This window comes from Pseudomonas sp. SDO5271_S396, from assembly GCF_054071795.1.
Window position 1 is genome coordinate 40,822 of record NZ_JBSVWB010000027.1, and the last position, 23,883, is coordinate 64,704.

Genomic DNA, 23,883 nt, shown 5'->3' on the forward strand with positions numbered 1-23,883 from the left:
CTTTTAAGGAGCCTATCAAATGGCACGTTTCTTCCGTCGTCGTAAATTCTGCCGCTTCACCGCTGAAGACGTGAAAGAGATCGACTACAAAGATCTCAACACTCTGAAAGCCTACGTATCCGAGACCGGCAAAATCGTTCCAAGCCGCATCACCGGTACCAAAGCTCGTTATCAGCGTCAGCTGGCCACCGCTATCAAGCGCGCCCGCTTCCTGGCCCTGCTGGCCTACACCGACAGCCACGGCCGCTGAGACCGGGCAGTCGACAAGTAGTAAGGGATTGAATGCATGCGCGCCTTAGCTGAGTTCATCATGCGCGGTCGTATGCAGGCCACTCTGGTAGTGGCTGGATGTGTGGCATTGCCGTTGCTGTATTGGTTGGGTGCTGCCGCTGGATGCCTTGTGCTCCTGCGGCGCGGTTTGCAGGACGCCGTGGGTGTCCTGGCCCTGGGGTTGCTGGCTGCCTTGATCTGGTGGCTGCAACTGGGTGAACCCAAGGTGCTTATGGTGCTGTTGGGGTCATCGAGCCTTGCGTTGGTTTTGCGCGCAAGTGAGTCCTGGGTCCGCACGCTGCTGGTCAGCGTGGCAGTGGGTCTGGTTTTTTCAGTGTTGCTCGGCGCGGCTTTCCACCCGCAGATCGAGGCGCTGGCGCAAGAGATCGTCAAGGTCCTGCCGCTGGCTCTCGGGGATCTCTACCAGCAATTGTCGGTAGATGAGCGAGCGCGCCTCGCGGCACTGATCGCACCGGCCCTGATCGGCCTTATGGCAGTGGTGCTGCAGATCGTCAGCGTGCTGAGCCTGATACTGGGGCGTTATTGGCAGGCGTTGTTGTATAACCCGGGCGGTTTTGGTCGCGAGTTTCGCAGTATCAGAATCCCCGCGGGCGTGGCGATGTTGCTGCTGGCCTGCATGGTGGTCGGACCGAATCTCGGTCCCCAGGCTGCCCTGCTGTTGCTGTTTTGCAGCGTACCGCTGGTGTTTGCCGGGCTGGCTCTGATTCACGGGCTGGTCGCGCAGAAGCGCCTGGCCAGGTTCTGGCTGGTGGGGTTGTACGTGACGCTGTTGCTGTTCATGCAGCTGATCTATCCGTTACTCGTGGTTCTGGCCATTGTCGACGGCCTGATTGATTTTCGCGGTCGTCTGGCGCCGAAAGACGCCGATAACGCGAACGGTGAAGGTTAAAAGTTAGAGGATTTTCACATGCAACTGATCCTTCTGGAAAAAGTCGCCAACCTGGGCAACCTGGGCGACAAAGTGAACGTTAAGGCCGGTTACGGTCGTAACTACCTGCTGCCATACGGCAAAGCCACCGCTGCAACCGCTGCCAACCTGGCTGCGTTTGAAGAGCGTCGCGCTGAGCTGGAAAAAGCTGCAGCAGACAAGAAAGCTTCGGCTGAAAGCCGCGCTGCCCAACTGGCCGAGCTGGAAGTGACCATCACTGCCACCGCTGGCGACGAAGGCAAGCTGTTCGGTTCGATCGGCACCCACGACATCGCTGATGCACTGACCGCCTCCGGCGTTGAAGTTGCAAAAAGCGAAGTTCGTCTGCCGAACGGCACCATCCGCAACGTGGGTGAATTCGACGTGGCCGTGCACCTGCACTCCGACGTAGAAGCCACCGTACGCGTTGTCGTGGTAGCAGCTTAAGCCGCACCTAACTGACTGGCACCTCGCGTGCCAGGCGGTTAACATCGGGCACGATCCTGTTTACAGGTCGTGCCCTTTGTTTTTCTACAAACCCCGAATTCCAAGTGGCCATGAACGATATTTCAGCTCCCGAGCAATACGATCTGCAAACCGCTGCCCTGAAGGTGCCGCCGCATTCCATCGAGGCCGAACAGGCCGTGCTCGGTGGCTTGATGCTGGACAACAACGCCTGGGAACGTGTGCTGGATCAAGTCTCGGACGGTGATTTCTATCGCCATGACCACCGCCTGATCTTCCGTGCCATCGCCAAGCTGGCCGATCAGAACTCCCCGATCGACGTCGTGACCCTGGCCGAACAGCTCGACAAGGAGGGTCAGACCTCCCAGGTCGGCGGCCTGGGTTATCTGGGTGAGCTGGCGAAAAACACGCCATCCGTCGCGAACATCAAGGCCTACGCCCAGATCGTTCGCCAGCGCGCCACCCTGCGCCAGTTGATCGGCATCAGCAACGACATCGCCGACGCGGCCTTCAACCCCGAAGGACGCACCGCCGAAGAAATCCTCGATGAGGCCGAGCGCCAGATCTTCCAGATCGCCGAAGCGCGCCCCAAGACCGGCGGCCCGGTGGGCGTCAACGACCTGCTGACCAAGGCCATCGACCGTATCGACACGCTGTTCAATACCGCCGATGCGATCACCGGCCTGTCCACCGGTTACACCGACCTCGACGAAAAGACCAGCGGCCTGCAGCCTGCCGACTTGATCATCGTTGCCGGTCGTCCTTCGATGGGTAAAACCACCTTTGCGATGAACCTGGTGGAAAACGCCGTGTTGCGCAGTGAAAAGGCGGTGCTGGTGTACTCCCTCGAGATGCCAGGCGAATCGCTGATCATGCGTATGCTCTCGTCCCTGGGGCGCATTGATCAGACCAAGGTGCGTTCCGGCCAGTTGGAGGATGACGACTGGCCACGCCTGACGTCGGCGGTCAACCTGCTTAACGACCGCAAGCTGTTCATCGACGATACCGCCGGTATCAGCCCGTCGGAAATGCGCGCACGTACGCGGCGCCTGGTGCGTGAGCACGGTGATATCGGCCTGATCATGATCGACTACCTGCAGCTCATGCAGATCCCGGGTTCCAGCGGTGACAACCGGACCAACGAAATTTCCGAGATTTCCCGGTCCCTCAAGGCGCTGGCCAAAGAGTTCAATTGCCCCGTGGTGGCCCTGTCCCAGCTCAACCGCTCCCTGGAGCAACGCCCGAACAAACGCCCGGTGAACTCCGACTTGCGGGAATCGGGAGCGATCGAGCAGGACGCCGACGTGATCATGTTCGTGTACCGCGATGAGGTGTATCACCCCGAGACGGAACACAAGGGCATCGCCGAAATCATCATCGGCAAGCAGCGGAACGGCCCCATCGGCTTTATCCGCCTGGCGTTCATCGGTAAGTACACGCGCTTCGAAAACCTCGCGCCGGGCAGCTACAACTTCGACGACGACGAGTAATGCTCCTGCGCCTGTAAGAGCCTCATCGCGGGCAAGCCCGCTCCCACACTTGGATTGCAAATACCTTCGAATGTGGGAGCGGGCTTGCCCGCGATGGGCGCACCACAATTCCGACTGTCGTCGTCGGAATTGGTCAAAATTTGTGCTATATTCCGCGCCCGCGATTTTCCATCTCAACACCGGTCACCGTCATGCAAACAGCCAAGCCGTTATTTGACTATCCCAAGTACTGGGCCGAATGCTTCGGTCCGGCGCCATTCCTGCCGATGAGCAGGGAGGAGATGGATCAGCTTGGCTGGGATTCGTGCGACATCATCATCGTGACCGGTGACGCCTACGTCGACCATCCGTCCTTTGGCATGGCCATCATCGGCCGTCTGCTGGAGTCCCAGGGCTTCCGTGTCGGGATCATTGCGCAGCCGAACTGGCAGTCCAAGGACGACTTCATGAAGCTCGGCGAGCCGAACCTGTTCTTCGGCGTCGCGGCCGGCAACATGGACTCGATGATCAACCGCTACACCGCCGACAAGAAAATCCGTTCCGACGACGCCTATACCCCTGGCGGCATGGCCGGCAAGCGCCCGGACCGCGCCAGCCTGGTGTACAGCCAGCGTTGCAAGGAAGCCTACAACCATGTGCCGATCGTGCTCGGTGGCATCGAAGCCTCCCTGCGCCGCATCGCCCATTACGATTACTGGCAGGACCGGGTGCGCAACTCGATCCTGATCGACGCCGCCGCCGACATCCTGCTGTACGGCAACGCCGAGCGCGCCATTGTCGAAGTGGCCCAGCGTCTGTCCTGGGGCCACAAGATCGAAGACATCACTGACGTGCGCGGCACCGCGTTCATTCGCCGTGACACCCCGCAGGGCTGGTACGAAGTGGACTCCACCCGCATCGACCGCCCGGGCAAGATCGACAAGATCATCAACCCGTACGTGAATACCCAGGACACCCAGGCTTGCGCCATCGAGCAGGAAAAGGGGCCGCAGGACGATCCGGAAGAAGCCAAGGTCGTGCAGATCCTGGCCAGCCCGAAGATGACCCGCGACAAGACCGTGATCCGCCTGCCGTCCGTGGAAAAAGTGCGCAACGACGCGGTGCTCTATGCTCACGCCAACCGTGTGCTGCACCTGGAGACCAACCCGGGCAACGCCCGTGCGCTGGTGCAGAAGCACGGTGAAGTGGACGTGTGGTTCAACCCGCCGCCCATTCCGATGACCACCGAAGAAATGGACTACGTGTTCGGCATGCCTTACGCACGTATCCCACACCCGGCGTACGGCAAGGAAAAAATCCCGGCCTACGACATGATCCGTTTCTCGGTGAACATCATGCGTGGCTGCTTCGGCGGCTGCACCTTCTGCTCGATCACCGAGCACGAAGGCCGCATCATCCAGAACCGTTCCGAAGAGTCGATCATTCGCGAGATTGAAGAAATTCGCGACAAGGTCCCGGGTTTTACCGGGGTGATCTCCGACCTCGGCGGCCCTACCGCGAACATGTACCGCATCGCGTGCAAGAGCCCGGAAATCGAATCCGCGTGCCGCAAGCCGTCGTGCGTGTTCCCCGGTATCTGCCCGAACCTGAACACCGATCACTCGTCGTTGATCCAGCTGTACCGCAGCGCCCGTGCGTTGCCGGGCGTGAAGAAGATCCTGATTGCCTCCGGCCTGCGTTACGACCTGGCCGTCGAGTCGCCGGAATACGTTAAAGAGCTGGTGACCCACCACGTGGGTGGCTACCTCAAGATCGCCCCGGAGCACACCGAGGAAGGTCCGCTCAACCAGATGATGAAGCCGGGCATTGGCACCTATGACCGCTTCAAGCGCATGTTCGAGAAGTTCTCGAAAGAGGCGGGCAAGGAGCAGTACCTGATCCCGTACTTCATCGCCGCCCACCCGGGCACCACCGACGAAGACATGATGAACCTGGCGCTGTGGCTCAAGGGCAACGGCTTCCGTGCCGACCAGGTGCAGGCGTTCTATCCGTCGCCGATGGCCAGCGCCACGGCGATGTACCACTCGGGCAAGAACCCGCTGCGCAAGGTCACTTACAAGAGCGACGCGGTGACCATCGTCAAGAGCGAGGAGCAGCGCCGTTTGCACAAGGCCTTCCTGCGCTACCACGACCCGAAAGGTTGGCCGATGTTGCGTGAGGCCCTGCTGCGCATGGGCCGTGGCGACCTGATCGGGCCGGGCAAGGATCAACTGATTCCCTTGCACCAGCCGAACACCGACAGCTACCAGAGTGCCCGTCGCAAGAACTCGACGCCGGCTGGCAGCCACAAGGTGGCCAAGGAAACCACTACCAAAATCCTCACCCAGCACACCGGTCTGCCACCCCGTGGCAGCGACGGCAGCAACCCGTGGGACAAACGCGAACAGGCCAAGGCCGCCGCTCAGGCGCGCAACAAGCAGGCTGCCAAGGAGCGTGCGGACGCGGCCAAGGGCAAAGGCAAGAAGCCGGCGCGCAAGCCGGTGGTGCCGCGTTGATCGCTGCTTGAACATGCAAAGCGCCAGCCTCGTGCTGGCGTTTTGCTTTCTATTCGAGGGTGAGCCTGTTTGTTAAGGTGGCGCCCATTGAATCGTCATCGCAGGCAAGCCAGCTCCCACAGTTGATCGGATTCACTCGGTTACTGTGGGAGCCGGGCTTGCCCGCGATGGGGCCAGTGCGGCCAACATCATCATCAAGGAAGAACATTCATGGGCAACCCCCTGGCCTCCATCGGCATGGACTCCAACCGCTCCCAGTTCATGGCGCGCCAGCGCATCGAAAGCCGGATCAACCTGCCGCGGCTGTTCGCCGCCATCGATGCCGACCCGGGCATCGTCGGCGCGGGCGTGGTGTATATCGATGCTGATTTCAACGTCGTAACGCTGCGTGAGTTCAAGCCGATTTGCAGCATCAAGCCCAAGCGCATCATCTTGCGCGAGGCGCAGAAGTACATTGCGCCGACGCAGTTTGCTGAGCATGTGGTGAGCAACCCTCGCGAATCTCGCCTCATCGGTGAAGCCGTGAATACAGGAATCTCCTGCCTGGGCGCTGTCATCAGTTGGGCGGCGATCGCCAGTGGAACAATCCTGGTGCCTTTCAGTGCCGGCGCCAGTTCCGTCATCGTAGTGGTGGGGTATGCAGCTGCCGGCGCCAGTTCGCTCCAGTGTTTCAATGGTATTGCCCGCACAGCGCTGGAAGTTGCCAAGCCAGAGGTAAACGATTGGCTCGACAGTGAAGGCTGGTACCAGAATGCTTCCATTGTGCTGGACGCTGCTTCGCTGGCAGGCGTTGGCGCGTCGGCCCTCACGACGGTCAAGCTGGTCAAGGTCGCTAAGGCCTCGACGGGCAAGAGTCTGCGAGAAGTGCTTCGCGGTTTGAATCGCCAGGAAAGGGCCAAACTGACAAAAGAACTGCTGAGCATCAATGATCCAAGTTTGACCTCGAAGTTGCTCAAGCTCAGGCAGGCATCGGGTGAACTCACCAAGCGTTTCACCCCGACGCAGCTAAAGCACAGCACAACCACCCAGATCAAAGACGTCTTGGGCGCAACCGTAGGATTCGGTGGGAGTGCCTATTCCGGAAACATCAATACCATCGCGATCGGGTTGTACGAGGAGGTCAACGAATGAGCGAATTGATCACGCTGCGCGACTTTTTCAGGCACTACTTTCTGACGTTTATGGGCGGCGTATTTGCCGCATGTTTTTCTTTGGCATTGGCTGTGGCGTTGGCGTTCATTACCTACTTTCGTGATGCGCCCCTTGCCCAAGTGGGGCTCAAGATTATGTCTGTCGGGGCGCTGCTGGTTCTGTTGACGGTCCACAGCAACTTTATGATTTTGCGAGGCCGACCCTCCTGGGTGTGGGTGATGGTGGGAATCTACGTCGGCTGCCTGCTGTTTGTGTTTCCAATGGTTCAATACCAGCCTCAAAAGGTTCTCTTTGGGTTGGCTCTGTTATTCCCATTGCTCGGATTATTGACACTTAACAGCAAGGTTCAACGAGAGATGCGCCAAAAACTGCTGGAGATCCGCTATCTGCGCCAAGCCGTTATAGCGGCGGATAAAAAGCGTTAGCTCCACTGGTCCGTGTCTGCGCCAACCCTGTGGTGGTTTTTTAGTTGTATTCAGTGGCGTGTCCAATTGTTAAAACTGTGCTCCTTAAACCGCCTTCGCAGGCAAGCCAGCTCTCACAGTTGACCGCGTTTTTACTTCGAAATCCGGCCAACTGTGGGAGCCGGGCTTGCCCGCGATGGGGCCAGGTTGGTCAGTAGGACTGTATGAGGAAATCAGCGATGAATGAACTACCTGGCATTCGCAGTTTCCTGTCGCAGTACTTCCCGGTTTTTATGGGCGCGATTTTCGCGGCGGTGTTCAGCCTTGTTTTTGCGGTACCGCTGATTTTCGACAGTTATTTCCCACGCTTGCCAATGAATGACAACCTCAAGTATTCCTTCCTGGGTGGCCTTGCGCTGGCCTGGGGCATCGTGCAGTGCAATTTCATGATCGCGCGCGGGCGGCCGCAGTGGGTACGGCCGCTGGTGGCGCTGCTCGCACTCTGTATTCTGGCAGTACTACCCACTATTGCCTTTGGTCCGCATCCGCTGTCCTATGGATTGAGCCTGCTGTGCCCGCTGCTGGGGTTACTGCTGCTCAACAGCAAGCGCCATCGGAAGATGCGCCAAAAATTGCTGGAAATCCGCCAACTGCGCCAAGCGATGATTGCCCGACACAAAGCCCGCTGACTGGGTAGATTCCCCACCCCCGTTTCACACCAGCGCCACAAATATGTGCGTCACTCGCACCATGGCACCCGCGTCGGCGCTGTTTTGGTGCTGTACTGCACCGGGTCTCACGATAAAGCGCACTGGCCGCCGCTCTGGCATAAGTCTTGCGCGCTTTGTTTTCATGCCCTGGCTCGCAGGAGGCCGCCGTGTCGATTCATGTCGCGTTGCACCACGTTACGCATTACCGCTATGACCGTGCCGTCGAGCTTGGCCCGCAGATTGTGCGCTTGCGCCCGGCGGCCCATAGCCGTACGCGGATACTGTCTTATGCGCTGAACGTGCAGCCCGAGCAGCATTTCATCAATTGGCAGCAAGACCCCCAGGGTAATTACCTGGCGCGTCTGGTGTTCCCGGAAAAGACCGATGAGCTGCGTATCGAAGTCGACCTGGTCGCCGAGATGGCGGTGTTCAACCCGTTCGATTTCTTCCTCGAACCTTACGCCGAGAAAATCCCCTTCAGCTACGCCGCCGACGAGCAGCGCGAGCTGGCGCCGTACCTGGAAACCTTGCCGCTGACGCCCAGGTTCGCCGCCTACCTGGCGGGTATCGACCGCACACCCTTGCCGGCGGTGGATTTTCTGGTGGGCCTCAACCAGCGCCTGGCCGCTGACATCGGCTACCTGATCCGCCTGGAGCCCGGCGTGCAAACCCCGGAATTCACCCTGGAAAATGCATCTGGCTCCTGCCGTGATTCGGCCTGGCTGCTGGTGCAACTGCTGCGCAACCTGGGGCTGGCCGCGCGGTTTGTGTCCGGCTACCTGATCCAACTGACGGCTGATGTGAAAGCCCTCGACGGTCCGTCCGGTACCGAAGTGGACTTCACCGATCTGCATGCCTGGTGCGAAGTGTACTTGCCCGGCGCTGGCTGGATCGGCCTGGATGCCACCTCGGGCCTGTTCGCCGGGGAAGGGCATATCCCTTTGGCTTGTAGTCCTGATCCGTCGTCTGCCGCGCCGATCAGTGGGCTGGTGGAGCCCTGCGAGTGCGAATTTACCCACGAAATGTCAGTGGAGCGCATTTGGGAGGCCCCTCGGGTTACCAAGCCCTACACCGAAGAGCAATGGCGGGCGATCCAGGCCCTGGGGCGACAGATCGACGGCGACCTGCTTGAACATGACGTGCGCCTGACCATGGGTGGCGAGCCGACCTTCGTGTCCATTGACGACCCTGACGGCGCCGAGTGGAATACCGCCGCCCTGGGGCCGGACAAGCGTCGATTGTCCGCCGAGCTGTTCCAGCGCCTGCGCAAACATTATGCCCCCCAAGGCCTGGTGCATTTCGGCCAGGGCAAGTGGTACCCCGGCGAGCAACTGCCGCGTTGGTCGCTCAATTGCTATTGGCGCCGAGATGGCGTGCCGATCTGGCACAACAGCGCCTTGATTGCCGACGAGCAACAGGATTACGGCGCCGACGGTGTGCTCGCCGGGCGTTTCCTCGCCAGTGTCGCTGAGCGCCTCAAACTGCCGGCGCGCTTCGTGTTCCCGGCCTACGAAGACAACTTCTACTACCTGTGGCGCGAAGGCGCGCTGCCGCAGAATGTCAGCGCCCAGGACCCGCGATTGAGTGACGAGCTGGAGCGTGAGCGCCTGCGCAAGGTGTTCAGCCAAGGCCTGGATAAAGTCATCGGTCAGGTGCTGCCGCTGGCGCGCACGGCAGCCAACGACCGTTGGCAGAGCGGGCGCTGGTACCTGCGCGACAACCACTGTCGCCTGGTGCCGGGGGATTCGCCGCTGGGCTATCGTCTGCCGCTGGCCTCGCAACCCTGGGTGACGGCGGCGGAGTATCCGTTCGTGCACCCCACCGACCCGAACCAGGATCAGCCGGCGTTGCCGGGCACCGCCGAGCTGAACAATCCGGGCGAACCCGCACCCAGCGATGAGCGCGTGCCCCAGGTCGATCAGTCCGCCGACTGGTTGACCCGCACCGCGCTGTGCGCCGAGGCACGGCAGGGGCGGTTGTACCTGTTCATGCCGCCGCTGGAACGGGTCGAAGATTATCTGGAGCTGGTCGCCGTCATCGAAGCCACCGCTGAGGAGCTGCATTGCCCGGTGTTGCTTGAAGGTTATGAACCACCGACGGATATGCGCCTGAGCAATTTCCGGGTCACGCCGGACCCCGGTGTGATCGAAGTGAATGTGCAGCCCTCCGCCACCTGGGATGAGTTGGTGGAGCGCACCGAATTCCTCTATGAAGAAGCACGGCAAACCCGGCTCACCACGGAAAAGTTCATGATCGACGGGCGCCACACCGGCACCGGCGGCGGCAACCACTTCGTGCTGGGCGGCGCGACACCCAAGGACTCACCCTTCCTGCGTCGCCCCGACCTGCTGCGCAGCCTGATCAGCTACTGGCACAACCACCCGTCGCTGTCCTATCTGTTTTCCGGTTTGTTTATCGGCCCGACCTCCCAGGCCCCACGGGTGGATGAAGCGCGCAACGACGCGCTGTACGAGCTGGAAATCGCCTTCGCGCAAATGCCCGCGCCCGGCGAGGAGTGCCCACCGTGGTTGGTGGACCGGCTGCTGCGCAACCTGCTGATCGACGTGACCGGTAACACCCATCGCGCCGAATTCTGCATCGACAAGCTCTACTCCCCGGATGGCGCCACGGGCCGCCTCGGTCTGCTGGAACTGCGCGCCTTTGAGATGCCGCCCCATGCGCGCATGAGCCTCACCCAGCAATTGCTGCTGCGGGCACTGGTTGCACGGTTCTGGCGCGAGCCCTACGCACCGCCGAAACTGGCACGCTGGGGCACCGAACTGCATGACCGCTTCCTGTTGCCGCACTTTATCGAGCAGGACTTCGCCGACGTGATCGTCGAGCTGAACGCTGCCGGCTACCCACTGCGCGCCGAGTGGTTCGCTGCGCACCTGGAGTTTCGTTTTCCCAAGGTCGGCGACTACGCCGTCAGCGGTATCGAGCTGGAACTGCGCCAGGCCTTGGAGCCTTGGCACGTGCTGGGCGAAGAAGGGGCGGCGGGCGGCACGGTGCGTTATGTGGACTCGTCGCTGGAGCGCTTGCAGGTGAAGCTCAGCGGCGTACCACCGCAGCGCTACGTGCTGACCTGCAACGGCATTCCGCTGCCGCTGCACGCCACCGGGCGGGTGGGTGAGTTCGTCGCCGGCGTGCGCTATCGCGCCTGGCAACCGGCCAACTGCCTGCAACCGACCATCCCGGTGCATGCGCCGTTGGTGTTTGATGTGCTCGATACCTGGATGCAACGTTCCCTGGGAGGCTGCCAATACCATGTCGCCCATCCGGGCGGGCGCAATTACGACAGCCTGCCGGTGAATGCCAATGAAGCCGAGAGCCGGCGCATGGCGCGGTTTTTCCGCTTGGGGCATAGCCCAGGCAAGCTTCCCGTGCCGAGCGTGGTCGTGAACGACGAGTTGCCCATGACCCTGGACCTGCGGCGTTTCCCCAATAAAAATGACTAAACGCAATCCAGAATGTGGGAGCTGGCTTGCCTGCGATAGCGATTTATCAGTCACCCAAATATCGACTGAGCCACCGTCATCGCAGGCAAGCCAGCTCCCACATTAGATTGCAGTGAATTTGAATTAAACTGAGCCCCCTTGCCTCTGCCGAGCGTTCCATGTCCGACTTGCTCGACCGTTACCCGCTGACCGCGGGCACTTACCACGAACTGCTGGACGACAGCGGCGCGGTGCGTGCCCATTGGCGGCGTCTGCTTGATCACCTGCAACGCAGCACACCCGCGCAGCTGGCGCAGCGCCAGGCATTGTTGACCCGGCAGATCCAGGAAAACGGTGTGACCTACAACGTCTACGCCGACCCCAAAGGCGCCGACCGCCCCTGGGAGCTGGACCTGCTGCCCCACGTGCTGGCCGCCGATGAGTGGCAACACCTGGCCGCCGGTATCGCCCAGCGCGCGCGTCTGCTCAACGCGGTGCTGGCCGACCTGTACGGGCCGCAGCGCCTGATCAAGGAAGGCTTGCTGCCGGCGGAGCTGGTGTTTGGTCATAACAACTTCCTGTGGCCGTGCCAGGGCATCCAGCCGCCGGACGGTGCGTTCCTGCACCTGTATGCCGTGGACCTGGCCCGCACGCCGGATGGCCGCTGGTGGGTCACCGCCGACCGTACCCAGGCGCCGTCGGGCGCAGGCTATGCGTTGGAAAATCGCACCATCGTGTCGCGCGCTTTCCCGGATCTTTACCGCGACTTGCAAGTACAGCACCTCACCGGTTTCTTCCGCACGCTCCAGGAAACCCTGGCCCGCCAGGCCCCTGGCGATGACCAGCCGCCGCTGATCGTGCTGCTCACCCCCGGGCGTTTCAACGAAAGCTATTTCGAACACCTCTACCTCGCCCGCCAACTCGGTTACCCCCTGGTGGAAGGGGGCGACCTTACGGTGCGGGACAGCACGGTATTCCTCAAAACCCTCAGCGGGCTACGCCGGGTGCACGCGATCATGCGGCGGCTGGACGATGACTTCTGCGACCCGCTGGAACTGCGCACCGACTCGGCCCTGGGCGTGCCCGGTCTGCTCGATGCGGTGCGCCAGGGCAATGTGCTGGTGGCCAATGCCTTGGGCAGTGGCGTGCTGGAGTCTCCGGGATTGCTCGGCTTTTTGCCGAAGATCAACCAGTTTCTGTTTGGTGAAGAACTGATCCTGCCGTCCATCGCCACCTGGTGGTGCGGCGAAGCGCCGGTGCTGGCCGAAGCGCTGGAAAAACTGCCGGAGCTGTTGATCAAGCCGGCCTTTCCGTCGCAAAGCTTTGCCCCGGTGTTTGGTCGTGACTTGAATGACCTGCAGCGCCAGGCCCTTGCCGATCGCATGCGTGCGCGGCCTTATGCCTATGTCGCCCAGGAGCTGGCGCAGCTGTCCCAGGCGCCGGTGTGGCACACCGTCGACGACCACCTGCAACATCGCGCCATCGGCATGCGCGTGTATGCCGTGGCCAGTGAGGACGGCTACCGCGTGCTGCCCGGCGGCCTGACCCGTGTGGCTGCCGAGGCGGATGCCGAGGTGGTGTCGATGCAACGGGGGGGCGCCAGCAAGGACACTTGGGTGCTCGGTGAGCGTGCCTCCGGCGCCGAACACTGGCGCGCGCAACGTGCGATTGGCGCCCACGATCTGGTGCGCCGGGACCCCTATCTGCCCTCGCGGGTCGTGGAGAACCTGTTCTGGTTCGGCCGCTACTGCGAGCGCTGCGATGACAGCGCGCGCTGGCTGCGTATCGTGCTGGCGCGGTACGTGGACGGCGACGATCCACTGGCGTTGCAGGCGGCGGTCGAGCTGGGCGAAAGCCTGCGCCTGTTGCCGGAGGACGGCGAGTTGCCCGAGCGTTTGCAAGCCGCGTTGCTCGGTGACGATTGGCCGTCGAGCCTGCGCGCCAACTTGCAGCGCTTGCAGTGGGCGGCATCCCAGGTACGCGGCAAGTTGTCCCGGGAGAACTGGCAGGCGTTGGTCGAGCTGCAACGCGAGGCGCTTGAGCTGGAGCGCGACAGTCCGGATTTTGGCGAGCTGCTGGACTTCCTCAACCGCCTGGTCATGTCGCTGGCGGCACTGTCCGGGTTTGCCCTCGATGACATGACCCGCGACGAAGGCTGGCGCTTCCTGATGATGGGCCGACGCATCGAGCGCCTGCAATTTCTCAGCAGCAGCCTCGCGGCGTTCCTGCGCGGTGTGGCGGTGTTCGATCAGGCAGGGCTGGAGTGGTTGCTGGAGCTGGGCAACAGCAGCATCACTTATCGCTCGCGCTACCTGGCGGTGCCGCAACTGATCCCGGTGCTCGACCTGTTGTTGCTGGACGAACAGAACCCCCACGCGGTGCTGTTCCAGCTCAAATTGGTGAGCCGCACGTTGCGGCGTCTCAACGATGATTTCGGAGTGCCCCGGGAGACCGGCCTCGGTCCGTTGGTGGAGCGCCTGGCACGCTTTGACCTCGGCTGTCTGGAGAACCCGTTGTTTGGTGAGCCCAGCGTGCGAGCCGCCCTGGATGGGCTGGCCGGACTGTTGCAAGCGGTGGCCGATGAAAGCGGACAGGTGTCGGATCGCCTGGCGTTGCGCCATTTCGCCCATGTGGATGATGTCAGCCAGCAAACGGTGTCGGTGTGATGAGTGCGCGCTACCAGATTTTCCACGATACCCATTACCACTACGACAGCCCGGTGTCCCTGGCCCAGCAGCTGGCGCATTTATGGCCACGCCCCTGTGCCTGGCAGCGGTGCTCGGCGCAGCGCCTGGATATCAGCCCGGAACCGACGGCGCGCCGGGATGAGCTGGACGTGTTCGGCAACCCCATCACGCGCCTGGCGTTCGAGCGGCCCCACGATGAGTTGCTGGTGAACGCCGGGCTCACCGTGGAAGTGCTGGCGCGGCCTGCGCTGGATTTCCTGCAGTCGCCCGCCTGGGAGCAGACCCGCGACAGCCTGACCTACAGCAGCCAGGCCCTGTCGCCGGACTTGATCGAGGCGTGTCGCTATCGTTTCGAATCGCCCTACGTGCACCTGAAAAAATCGTTCGTGGCGTTCTCCGAAAGCTGCTTCCCGCCGGGCGAGCCGCTGCTGGTGGGCGTACGGGCCTTGATGCAAAAGATCTTCAGCGAATTCACCTTCGATGCTGAAGCCACTCAGGTCGCCACGCCCCTGGTGGAGGTGTTGGAACGTCGTCGTGGCGTGTGCCAGGACTTCGCCCACTTGATGCTCGCCTGCCTGCGCTCTCGGGGCCTGGCGGCGCGTTACGTCAGTGGCTACCTGCTGACCCAGCCACCACCGGGCCAGCCACGGCTGATCGGCGCCGATGCCTCCCACGCCTGGGTCTCGGTATATTGCCCGGTGTCGGGCTGGGTGGATTTCGATCCGACCAACAATGTGCAGCCGGCACTGGAACACATCACCCTGGCCTGGGGCCGGGACTTCTCCGATGTGTCGCCGTTGCGTGGTGTGATTCTGGGAGGAGGGAGCCATGACCCGGAGGTGCGGGTGACGGTGATGCCTTTAGAGTAGGTTTGTGTGGGAGCTGGCTTGCCTGCGATGGCAGCGACTCGATCTGACTGATACATCGAGTCGCCTGCATCGCGGGCAAGCCCGGCTCCCACATGAGCGATCAATTATTCAGCAGGATCTTTTGGTGTTTCGCTCGCGTCGTTCGTTACTTCAGCATCGGCCTCTGCGTCCGGCCCGTTGGCGTCTTCGACGGCGGCTTTCTTGCGTTGCAGTTTTTCCTCTTTCTTCTGCTCCTTGGCCAAGTCTCTCTGACGTTTGGCGAAGGAGTAATTGGGTTTGGCCATGGGCAATCCTCTAGGGTCGAAGGTGAGGGGGGCGGCGCGCAGCTGCCTTGGGTGGTCATGGTAGCAGCTTAGCAGCGCGCCCGGCCTTCACTTGCCGCAGGCGTAGGCGGCCAGCAGGCCGTTGAACAATTGATTGAGGCGCATGGTCCGGACTCCGTTGGGTGATGGACCGATCATAGGCAGGCGCAGCGACTTTGGCTGGTAGATTGTGTTGATCAGTCTGATAGCCTAAAGTTGTATACAATCTGTTGATTCAGATCATAGGAATCATTGCCTGCCTCAGGCACCCTTGTCGCATTACGCGTTTTTAAACCCTGCCTTGGAGATTCACATGTTTGCCAAACTCGTTGCTGTTTCCCTGCTGACTCTGGCGAGCGGCCAGTTGCTTGCTGCAGAGTGCAAGGTCACCGTCGACTCCACTGACCAGATGTCCTTCAACACCAAGGAAATCACGATCGACAAGAGCTGCAAGACGTTCACCGTCGAGTTGACTCATTCCGGCAAGCTGCCGAAAAACGTCATGGGCCACAACTGGGTGCTGACCAGCGCCGCCAATATGCAGCCTGTCGCGACCGACGGCATGGGCGCCGGCCTCGACAAGGATTATCTGAAAGCCGGTGATGACCGCATCATCGCCCACACCAAGATCATCGGTGCTGGTGAAAAAGATTCGGTGACGTTCGATGTCGCCAAACTGACCGCCGGGACCGACTACGCGTTCTTCTGCTCGTTCCCGGGCCACATCTCGATGATGAAGGGCACTGTGGTCGTCAAGTAAGACCGCGTTATCGTTCTTCGCAGGCAAGCCAGCTCCCACATTTGACCGCATTCTCCTGCTGGAACTCGGGCAACTGTGGGAGCTGGCTTGCCTGCGATGGCGATCGAACAATCAGCACAAACCTTGCTGGCTCACCTCACGGCGCAAACGGCATCACCCGCTTGTGTTCGGTCTTGCGGTAGGTGTCGCAGATGATCTTGAACGCTTCCTCGCGCACCGGCTCGCCGTGCAGGAACGCATCGATCTCGGCGTAAGTCACCCCGTGTGACGCTTCGTCCGGCTTGCCCGGCGACAGGTCTTCCAGGTCCGCCGTCGGCACCTTCTCCACCAGTGACTCCGGTGCGCCAAAGTACCGCGCAATCGCCCGTACCTGGTTCTTCACCAGCCCGCTCAGCGGCGCCAGATCGCACGCGCCGTCGCCGAATTTGGTGAAAAAGCCCATCACCGCTTCCGCCGCATGGTCGGTGCCGATGACCAGGCCGCCGGCCGCGCCGGCGATGGTGTATTGGGCCACCATGCGCATGCGCGCCTTGGTGTTGCCCAGCACGAAGTCCCGGGACACCGCCGCCTTGCCTTCGAACGCCGCCACTTCATTGGCCAGGGCTTTCACCGCCGGGCCGATGTTCACGGTGTGACGCTCATCCGGCTCGATAAAGTCCACCGAAGCCGTGGCATCGATTTCGTCGAACTGGGTTTCGTAAGGCAGGCGTACCGCGATAAAGCGGTAAGCGTCGTTGCCGGTTTCAGCGCGCAGCTCTTTCATGGCCCGCTGGGCCAGCAGGCCGGCGGTCAGGGAATCGACACCACCGCTGATGCCCAGCACCAGCGTCTTGAGCCCGGACTTGACCAGGCAATCCTGGATAAAGGCCACGCGGCGGGCCACTTCGGCTTCAAGGGCCGCCTGGTCGTTGAACGGCGCCTGGACATTGAGCTGCTGCGCAATCTCACGCTGTACGGCTTGCATGATTCACTCCTTGCTGGAAACGGCAGGTACTTTGAAAACGTGGCGCAAATAGGCGACAAAATTCGGATCCGTGCAGTGGGTCTTGCCCGCTTCATCGGAGATCTTGGCGACGGGCTGGCCATTGCAGGCCGTCATTTTAAGCACGATGCTCATCGGTTCCACACCTGGAATGTCACAGGTCAGGTTGGTGCCGATGCCGAAGCTCACATTGATGCGGCCGCGCAGCGAGCGGAAAATCTCCAGGGACTTGGGCAACGTCAGGCTGTCGGAAAACACCAGGGTCTTGCTCATCGGGTCGATGCCGAGCTTGTGATAGTGGGCGATGGCTTTTTCGGCCCATTGCACAGGGTCGCCGGAGTCATGGCGCAGGCCGTCGAACAGCTTGGCGAAGTACAGGTCGAAGTCGCCCAGGAACGCGTCGGTGGTGATGCAGTCGGTCAGGGCGATGCCCAGCAGGCCGCGGTATTCGCGGACCCAGCAATCGAGGGCGGCGATCTGGCTGTCGATCAGGCGGGGGCCCAGCTGCTGGTGGGCCATGATCCATTCATGGGCCATGGTGCCCAAGGGTTTCATGTTCAGCTCGCGGGCCAGGTGCACATTGCTGGTGCCGACGAAACGCCCGGGGAAATCATGCTTGAGCACGCTGACCACCTCTTCCTGCACCCGGTACGAGAAGCGCCGGCGGGTGCCGAAGTCGGCCACTTGCAGCTCGGACAGTTCTTCGCTGCTGGCGTTGGCGGTAAGCCAATCGAACTTGCGGTACAGCTGTTCGCGGGCCTGTTCGAGGATCACGGTCTGGTAGCGATAGCGGTTGCGCACCTCGCTGACGATGGCCAGCATCGGCACTTCAAACAGGATCACATGCAGCCAGGGACCGCGCAGGCGGATGAACAACTCACCGTTCTCGATGCCGGTCTGCACGTAGCGCAGGTTGAAGCGGAACAACCCGAGGAAGCGCAGGAAGTCCGGTTTCATGAAGCTGATGCGCTCCAGGAAACCCAGTTGATCGGGGCTCAGGCTCAGCTCGGCCAGGCGCTCGATCTGGTAGCGGATTTCCGCCAGGTACGGGCGCAGGTCTTCACTGTTGCGGCAACGAAACTCCCATTCAACTTCCACATTGGGATAGTTGTGCAGCACCGCCTGCATCATGGTCAGCTTGTAGAAGTCGGTGTCGAGCAGGTTCTGCACGATGCGATCGGCAAACACACTCTCGCTCATAACGGGACTCTCCAGACGGGACGGCGTTGGGCGCCGCCCTTTACGCACAATTGAGGAATGGCGCTAGTGGCGCATAGACCTGTGGGGTTTTGCCAGTGATTTTTTCAGTGCAGTCACTGGCCTCATTGCAGGCAAGCCAGCTCCCACAGGTGAAACCCATTCCAGAGGTGGGAGCTGGCTTGCCTGCGATAGCGATATTCCAGGCGCTAAATAACTTGCTCCATCATCCACTTCACAAACTCCCTTACCTTCGGCACCTCCGCCGCATGCTCCGGATACGCCAGGTAATACGCATCCTGGCTCGGCATCGCATGCTGCCAGGGGATCACCAGCTTGCCGTCCGCCAATTCCTCTTCCACCAGAAAGCGCGGCAGCAATGCCACGCCACAGCCCACCTGCGCTGCGCGAATGCACATATAGAAGGTGTCGAAACGCGGTCCGTGGTAGCTGTGCTCAGTCTGATAACCCTGGCTGGCGAACCAGTCGTGCCAGCCCTGGGGGCGTGAGGCATTTTGCAGCAGTACCAGGTCGCTCAGTTGCGTTGGGTCAGTGAAAGGCCGTGCCGGCAGGCTGTCCGGGGCGCATACCGGCACCAGCTCTTCGCTGAACAACTTCAGGCTTTCGGTGCCGGGCCGTGAGCCCTGGCCGAAGTAGAAAGCCATGTCGGCCTTGCCTTGCAGCAGCTCGTCCGGCTCCTGCTCGTTGCACAGGTCCAGGTGGATCTGTGGATGACGCAGCCGCCAGCCCTTGAGGCGCGGCACCAACCAGCGCGCGCCGAAGGTATAGGGCGTGGACACGCGCAGCACTTCGGTTTCGCCGCCGTAGGAGCGCAGGTAGTGGGTGGACATCTCCACTTGCGTCAGGATCTTGCGCACTTCCACCAGGTACAGATCGCCCGCCGGGGTCATTTGCAGGCGCCGGCGCACGCGGCGAAACAGCAGGTGCTGCAAGAGTTCTTCCAGCTGCGCCACCTGTTTGCTCACCGCGCTCTGGGTGAGGTTCAGTTCCTCGGCGGCGCGGGTGAAGCTCAAGTGGCGGGTGGCGGCCTCGAAACACTGCAGGGCGGTGATCGAGGGCAAATGTCTTTTGTTCAGCACGGCGTGCCTCTTTTTAGGCTTTGCATGAATAAACGGAATGATATCTCGCCTAATCGTCGTTTGTTGGCAAGTCTTGGGCCAGCTACAAATAAGGTCTGGATCGCCGTGCAGGCCGCGGCGCGAATTTTCTGTTTGAGATTGAAGGAGTGACCCATGGTTGCCGCATTGCTTGATCGTCTCGGGGTGAACCCGGCGCTGTACCAGTCGGGTAAACAACCCGTGCATTCACCGATCGACGGCAGCCGTATCGGCAGCGTGCAGTGGGAAGGCCCGGCTGAAGTGGAGCAACAGGTCAGTCGTGCCGAGCATGCATTCGAGGCCTGGCGCAAAGTGCCGGCCCCGCGTCGCGGCGAGCTGGTGCGCCAGTTCGGTGACGTGCTGCGCGAATACAAGGCTGACCTGGGCGAGCTGGTGTCCTGGGAAGCCGGCAAGATCACCCAGGAAGGCCTGGGCGAAGTGCAGGAAATGATCGACATCTGCGACTTCGCCGTCGGTCTGTCCCGCCAGTTGTACGGCTTGACCATCGCCTCCGAGCGTCCGGGCCACCACATGCGTGAGACCTGGCATCCGCTGGGCGTGGTCGGTGTGATCAGCGCCTTCAACTTCCCGGTGGCTGTGTGGGCGTGGAACACCACCCTGGCCTTGGTCTGCGGCAATGCCGTGATCTGGAAACCCTCGGAAAAGACTCCGCTCACCGCCCTGGCCTGCCAGGCGCTGTTCGAGCGCGTGCTGAAGAACTTCACCGATGCCCCGCAGTACCTCAGCCAGGTGATCATCGGTGGCCGCGATGCCGGCGCCGCACTGGTGGATGACCCGCGCGTGGCACTGATCAGCGCCACTGGCAGCACGCGCATGGGCCGCGAAGTGGCGCCTAAAGTGGCCGCGCGGTTCGCTCGCAGCATCCTTGAGCTGGGCGGTAACAACGCGATGATCCTCGGCCCGAGCGCCGACCTGGACATGGCCGTGCGCGCCATCCTGTTCAGCGCCGTCGGCACTGCCGGTCAGCGTTGCACCACCCTGCGCCGCCTGATCGCCCATGAGTCGGTCAAGGAAGAAATCGTCACCCGCCTCAAGGCTGCGTATTCCAAGGTGCGCATCGGCCACCCGCTGGAAGGCAACCTGATCGGCCCGCTGATCGACAAGCAGGGCTTCGACAACATGCAGGACGCCCTTGAGCAGGCCCTGAGCGAAGGCGGCAAGGTCTTCGGCGGCAAGCGCCAACTGGAAGACAAATTCCCCAACGCCTACTACGTGTCGCCGGCCATCGTGGAGATGCCCGAGCAGAGCGACGTGGTGCGCGACGAAACCTTCGCGCCGATCCTGTATGTGATCGGCTACACCGACTTCAACGAAGCCCTGCGCCTTAACAACGCCGTGCCCCAAGGCCTGTCATCGTGCATCTTCACCACCGACGTGCGTGAGGCCGAGCAGTTCATGTCGGCGGTGGGCAGCGACTGCGGCATTGCCAACGTCAACATCGGCCCGAGCGGCGCGGAAATCGGCGGCGCGTTCGGCGGCGAGAAAGAAACCGGTGGCGGTCGTGAATCGGGTTCGGATGCATGGCGCGGGTATATGCGTCGGCAGACCAATACCGTGAACTATTCGCTGGAATTGCCGTTGGCCCAGGGCATCACCTTCGACTGATCCCTCAATTCGGAGCACGGTCAATGTGGGAGCTGGCTTGCCTGCGATAGCATCACCGCGGTGTATCTGATGCACCGAGGTGCCTGCATCGCAGGCAAGCCAGCTCCCACGGTGGATTGGGTTTGCAATTCAGAATAATGGTTGTTTGTTGGGTCTCATCGGAGTCTGGCAATGGCATTACGCGATACATGCTTATGGGAGCACCTCACCCCCAATCGGCCGGACCGTGCCGCGCTCAAGGGTGAGGTCAGGGTGGATGTGTGCGTGATCGGCGCCGGGATCACCGGCCTGTCGGCGGCCATTCACTTGCTGGAACAGGGTAAAAGCGTCGCCGTGCTGGAGGCCCATCGCACCGGCCATGGCGGTTCGGGGCGCAACGTGGGGCTGGTCAACGCCGGCCTGTGGATCCCGCCGGACGAGATCGAAGCCGGGTTCGGCACCGAGGTGGGCAGCCAGCTCAACCGCATGCTGGGCGCGGCACCGGCGCTGGTGTTCAGCCTGATCGACAAATACAACATCGACTGCCAATTGCGCCGCGAAGGCACCCTGCACATGGCGCACAACGCCCGTGGCGAGGCGGATTTGCGCAGCCGTGAAGAGCAATGGAAACGCCGTGGCGCGCCAGTGGAATTACTCACCGGCCAGGCCTGCGAGCAAGCCACCGGTACGCGGAAGATCGCAGCCGCGTTGCTGGACCGGCGTGCGGGCACCTTGAACCCGATGGCCTACACCAGTGGCCTGGCCAATGCCGCCACAGGGCTTGGCGGGCAATTATTCGACCATTCTCCGGTCACTCAACTTGAACGCCAGGGGGCGCACTGGTCGGTACAAACCGCCCAGGGTTCGGTGCAGGCCGCTCAGGTGGTGATCGCTTCCAATGCCTATACCGAGGGCGAATGGACCGAGCTGCGGCGTAATTTCTTTCCCGGTTATTACTATCAGGTCGCGTCGGCCCCGCTGACCGATGAGGCCGCCCGACAAATTCTGCCTGGAGGGCAGGGCTCGTGGGACACCCGTCAGGTGCTGAGCAGCATCCGTCGCGATGCAGACGGTCGCCTATTGCTCGGCAGCCTGGGCAATGGCAATCAGAAACCGGCCTGGTTTCTCAAGGCGTGGGCCGATCGGGTGCAACAGCATTACTTCCCGTACCTCAAATCGGTGCAATGGGAATACACCTGGACCGGCTGCATCGCCTTCACCCCGGATCATCTCATGCGTCTGTTCGAACCGGCTCCCGGTCTCGTGGCCGTTACGGGCTATAACGGGCGTGGCGTGACCACGGGCAGTGTGGTGGGCAAGGCGTTCGCCGACTATTTGTGTCACCAGAATCCCCAGGCGCTGCCGATTCCGTTCGCGCCCATGCAGCCGTTGGCCGGGGCCGGGTTGCGCAGTTGTCTTTACGAGGCGGGGTTCTCGCTGTACCACGCCGGGCAATGCCTGAGGATCGTGATCTGATCAGCGAAATAGCCCTCAGAAGCCTGCATTTTCTTAGCAGGCTACCCATCTGTATTGGTGCAAGTCGTAGCAATCGCGCACTGTAAATGTGCAGTTCCGTTACGCATATTGTTACAGGCGTCGGAACTGTCGTTTCTCCGTCTGGTTGCAGGTGCGACCCGTAAAGGTTGTACTTTTTGAGTCCAATGGTTGCACCTCCGGACGCCAGAGGGTTGCACGTACTGGCGAACGGAGTCGAAACGCCAGCATTCACAATGACACCGTGTCTTTTTTGTTAATAAAAACGTAATGGCACGCGGCTTGCTCTAGCCTTCTCTTGAAGCTTTAAGTTGAAGGTTTGCAGTGAATTCGTAGTGCCAATAAACAAAAACCTCGGAGCACCACTCATGTCCCAGACGTTTTACAAGAAAGGTTTCCTGGCCCTCGCCGTTGCAACGGCGCTCGGTGTTTCTGCGTTTGCTCAAGCTGATGTGAAGATTGGCGTGGCGGGCCCCATGACGGGTGCCAACGCGGCTTTCGGTGAGCAGTACATGAAGGGTGCCCAGGCGGCAGCCGACAAGATCAACAAGGCTGGCGGCATCAACGGCGAAAAAATCGTGTTGGTGGCCGGAGACGATGCCTGCGAACCCAAACAAGCGGTGGCCGTGGCCAACCGCCTGGCTGACCAGGACAAGGTGATCGGCGTGGTCGGGCACTTCTGCTCCTCCAACACCATCCCGGCCTCCGAGGTCTACGACGAAGCGGGCATCATCGCGATCACCCCGGGCTCCACCAACCCGCAAGTGACCGAGCGCGGCTTGGGCGCCATGTTCCGCATGTGCGGCCGTGACGACCAGCAAGGCGTTGTGGCGGGCGACTACATCGTCGACGTGCTCAAGGGCAAGAAAATCGCGGTGATCAACGACAAGGACACCTACGGCAAGGGCCTGGCCGACGCCACCGCTGCCCAGTTGACCAAGCGCGGCGTCAAGCCGGTGCTGGAAGAAGGCCTGACCCGTGGCGAGAAAGACTTCAGCGCCCTGGTCACCAAGATCCGTTCCACCGGCGCCGATGTCGTGTACTTCGGCGGCCTGCACCCGGAAGCCGGTCCACTGGTTCGCCAGATCCGTGAAGCCGGCCTGAAAGACGTCAAGTTCATGTCCGATGACGGTGTGGTCACCGACGAACTGGTCGCCACTGCCGGCGGCAAGCAATACGTCGACGGCGTGTACATGACCTTCGGCGCCGACCCGCGCCTGCTGCCAGACAGCAAGGCGGTGGTGGAAGAGTTCCGCAAGAACGGCACCGAGCCTGAAGGCTACACCCTGTACGCCTATGCCTCGATCGAGGCGCTGGCTGCCGGCTTCAACGGCTCCAAGTCCAACAAGGGCGAAGACGCTGCCAAATGGCTCAAGGCTCACCCGGTGAAAACCGTCATGGGCGAAAAAGCCTGGGATTCGAAGGGCGACCTGAAAATCTCCGACTACGTGGTTTACCAGTGGGATAAAGACGGCAAATACCACCAGCTGGAAAAACAGAAGTAATCAACGCAATGGG

19 protein-coding genes are annotated in these 23,883 nt (G+C 61.5%); 15 read left to right on the forward strand and 4 right to left on the reverse strand.

The window, feature by feature from the left end:
- Positions 1–19 precede the first annotated feature (19 nt).
- The 11 genes from rpsR to ACW9IN_RS18460 all read left to right on the forward strand — a co-directional run bounded on the left by rpsR (position 20) and on the right by ACW9IN_RS18460 (position 14,907).
- Positions 20–250 carry a 30S ribosomal protein S18 gene (gene rpsR, locus ACW9IN_RS18410; RefSeq protein WP_002551829.1) on the forward strand — a complete coding sequence of 77 codons (231 nt, stop codon included), beginning with the start codon at positions 20–22 and terminating at the stop codon, positions 248–250.
- 36 nt (positions 251–286) lie between these two features.
- A complete protein-coding gene (locus ACW9IN_RS18415) occupies positions 287–1,180 on the forward strand; it encodes a hypothetical protein (RefSeq protein ID WP_457367230.1) in 894 nt (297 codons plus the stop codon).
- A gap of 18 nt (positions 1,181–1,198) precedes the next feature.
- Positions 1,199–1,645 (forward strand): 50S ribosomal protein L9, encoded by a 447-nt coding sequence (gene rplI / locus ACW9IN_RS18420; protein WP_457367231.1) that lies wholly within the window; start codon positions 1,199–1,201, stop codon positions 1,643–1,645.
- Between the two features lie 110 nt (positions 1,646–1,755).
- Positions 1,756–3,153, forward strand: coding sequence for a replicative DNA helicase (gene dnaB / locus ACW9IN_RS18425; RefSeq protein ID WP_457367232.1), 1,398 nt, complete (start codon positions 1,756–1,758; stop codon positions 3,151–3,153).
- Positions 3,154–3,344: 191 nt separating this feature from the next.
- A complete protein-coding gene (locus tag ACW9IN_RS18430; RefSeq protein ID WP_457367233.1) occupies positions 3,345–5,648 on the forward strand; it encodes a YgiQ family radical SAM protein in 2,304 nt (767 codons plus the stop codon).
- Between the two features lie 210 nt (positions 5,649–5,858).
- Positions 5,859–6,779 carry an NAD synthetase gene (locus ACW9IN_RS18435; RefSeq protein WP_457367234.1) on the forward strand — a complete coding sequence of 307 codons (921 nt, stop codon included), beginning with the start codon at positions 5,859–5,861 and terminating at the stop codon, positions 6,777–6,779.
- Positions 6,776–7,225, forward strand: a complete 450-nt coding sequence (locus ACW9IN_RS18440) for a hypothetical protein (protein WP_457367235.1) — start codon at positions 6,776–6,778, stop codon at positions 7,223–7,225. Before ACW9IN_RS18435 ends, ACW9IN_RS18440 begins: the two co-directional genes overlap by 4 nt.
- Positions 7,226–7,443: 218 nt before the next feature.
- Positions 7,444–7,893, forward strand: coding sequence for a hypothetical protein (locus ACW9IN_RS18445; protein ID WP_457367236.1), 450 nt, complete (start codon positions 7,444–7,446; stop codon positions 7,891–7,893).
- 188 nt (positions 7,894–8,081) lie between these two features.
- Positions 8,082–11,372 carry a transglutaminase family protein gene (locus ACW9IN_RS18450; protein WP_457367237.1) on the forward strand — a complete coding sequence of 1,097 codons (3,291 nt, stop codon included), beginning with the start codon at positions 8,082–8,084 and terminating at the stop codon, positions 11,370–11,372.
- 158 nt (positions 11,373–11,530) lie between these two features.
- On the forward strand, positions 11,531–14,017 hold the full coding sequence (locus ACW9IN_RS18455; protein WP_457367238.1) for a circularly permuted type 2 ATP-grasp protein: 2,487 nt from the start codon (positions 11,531–11,533) through the stop codon (positions 14,015–14,017).
- A complete protein-coding gene (locus ACW9IN_RS18460) occupies positions 14,017–14,907 on the forward strand; it encodes a transglutaminase family protein (RefSeq protein WP_457367239.1) in 891 nt (296 codons plus the stop codon). Before ACW9IN_RS18455 ends, ACW9IN_RS18460 begins: the two co-directional genes overlap by 1 nt.
- A gap of 104 nt (positions 14,908–15,011) precedes the next feature.
- On the opposite strand, the gene ACW9IN_RS18465 is transcribed toward ACW9IN_RS18460, so the two are convergent.
- Positions 15,012–15,191, reverse strand: coding sequence for a hypothetical protein (locus ACW9IN_RS18465; RefSeq protein ID WP_457367240.1), 180 nt, complete (start codon positions 15,189–15,191; stop codon positions 15,012–15,014).
- Positions 15,192–15,522: 331 nt separating this feature from the next.
- Here ACW9IN_RS18465 and azu point away from each other — a divergent pair, with 331 nt between their 5' ends.
- Entirely contained in the window at positions 15,523–15,969 is a 447-nt protein-coding gene (gene azu / locus ACW9IN_RS18470; protein ID WP_457367241.1) for an azurin, read from the forward strand.
- Between the two features lie 136 nt (positions 15,970–16,105).
- On the opposite strand, the gene nadE is transcribed toward azu, so the two are convergent.
- The 3 genes from nadE to ACW9IN_RS18485 all read right to left on the reverse strand — a co-directional run bounded on the left by nadE (position 16,106) and on the right by ACW9IN_RS18485 (position 19,248).
- Entirely contained in the window at positions 16,106–16,933 is an 828-nt protein-coding gene (nadE, locus tag ACW9IN_RS18475; RefSeq protein WP_457367242.1) for an ammonia-dependent NAD(+) synthetase, read from the reverse strand.
- Between the two features lie 3 nt (positions 16,934–16,936).
- Positions 16,937–18,151: a nicotinate phosphoribosyltransferase gene (gene pncB, locus ACW9IN_RS18480; RefSeq protein WP_457367243.1), complete on the reverse strand. Its 1,215-nt coding sequence runs from the start codon at positions 18,149–18,151 to the stop codon at positions 16,937–16,939.
- Between the two features lie 206 nt (positions 18,152–18,357).
- On the reverse strand, positions 18,358–19,248 hold the full coding sequence (locus ACW9IN_RS18485; protein WP_457367244.1) for a LysR family transcriptional regulator: 891 nt from the start codon (positions 19,246–19,248) through the stop codon (positions 18,358–18,360).
- Between the two features lie 153 nt (positions 19,249–19,401).
- Between ACW9IN_RS18485 and amaB the strand changes: the two genes are divergently transcribed.
- From amaB to ACW9IN_RS18500, 3 genes are all read left to right on the forward strand, one after another.
- Positions 19,402–20,892 (forward strand): L-piperidine-6-carboxylate dehydrogenase, encoded by a 1,491-nt coding sequence (gene amaB / locus ACW9IN_RS18490; protein WP_457367245.1) that lies wholly within the window; start codon positions 19,402–19,404, stop codon positions 20,890–20,892.
- 171 nt (positions 20,893–21,063) lie between these two features.
- Complete coding sequence (amaA, locus tag ACW9IN_RS18495) at positions 21,064–22,347, forward strand: L-pipecolate oxidase (protein WP_457367246.1); 1,284 nt, start codon at positions 21,064–21,066, stop codon at positions 22,345–22,347.
- 386 nt (positions 22,348–22,733) lie between these two features.
- On the forward strand, positions 22,734–23,870 hold the full coding sequence (locus ACW9IN_RS18500; protein ID WP_457367247.1) for a branched-chain amino acid ABC transporter substrate-binding protein: 1,137 nt from the start codon (positions 22,734–22,736) through the stop codon (positions 23,868–23,870).
- Positions 23,871–23,883: the final 13 nt, after the last annotated feature.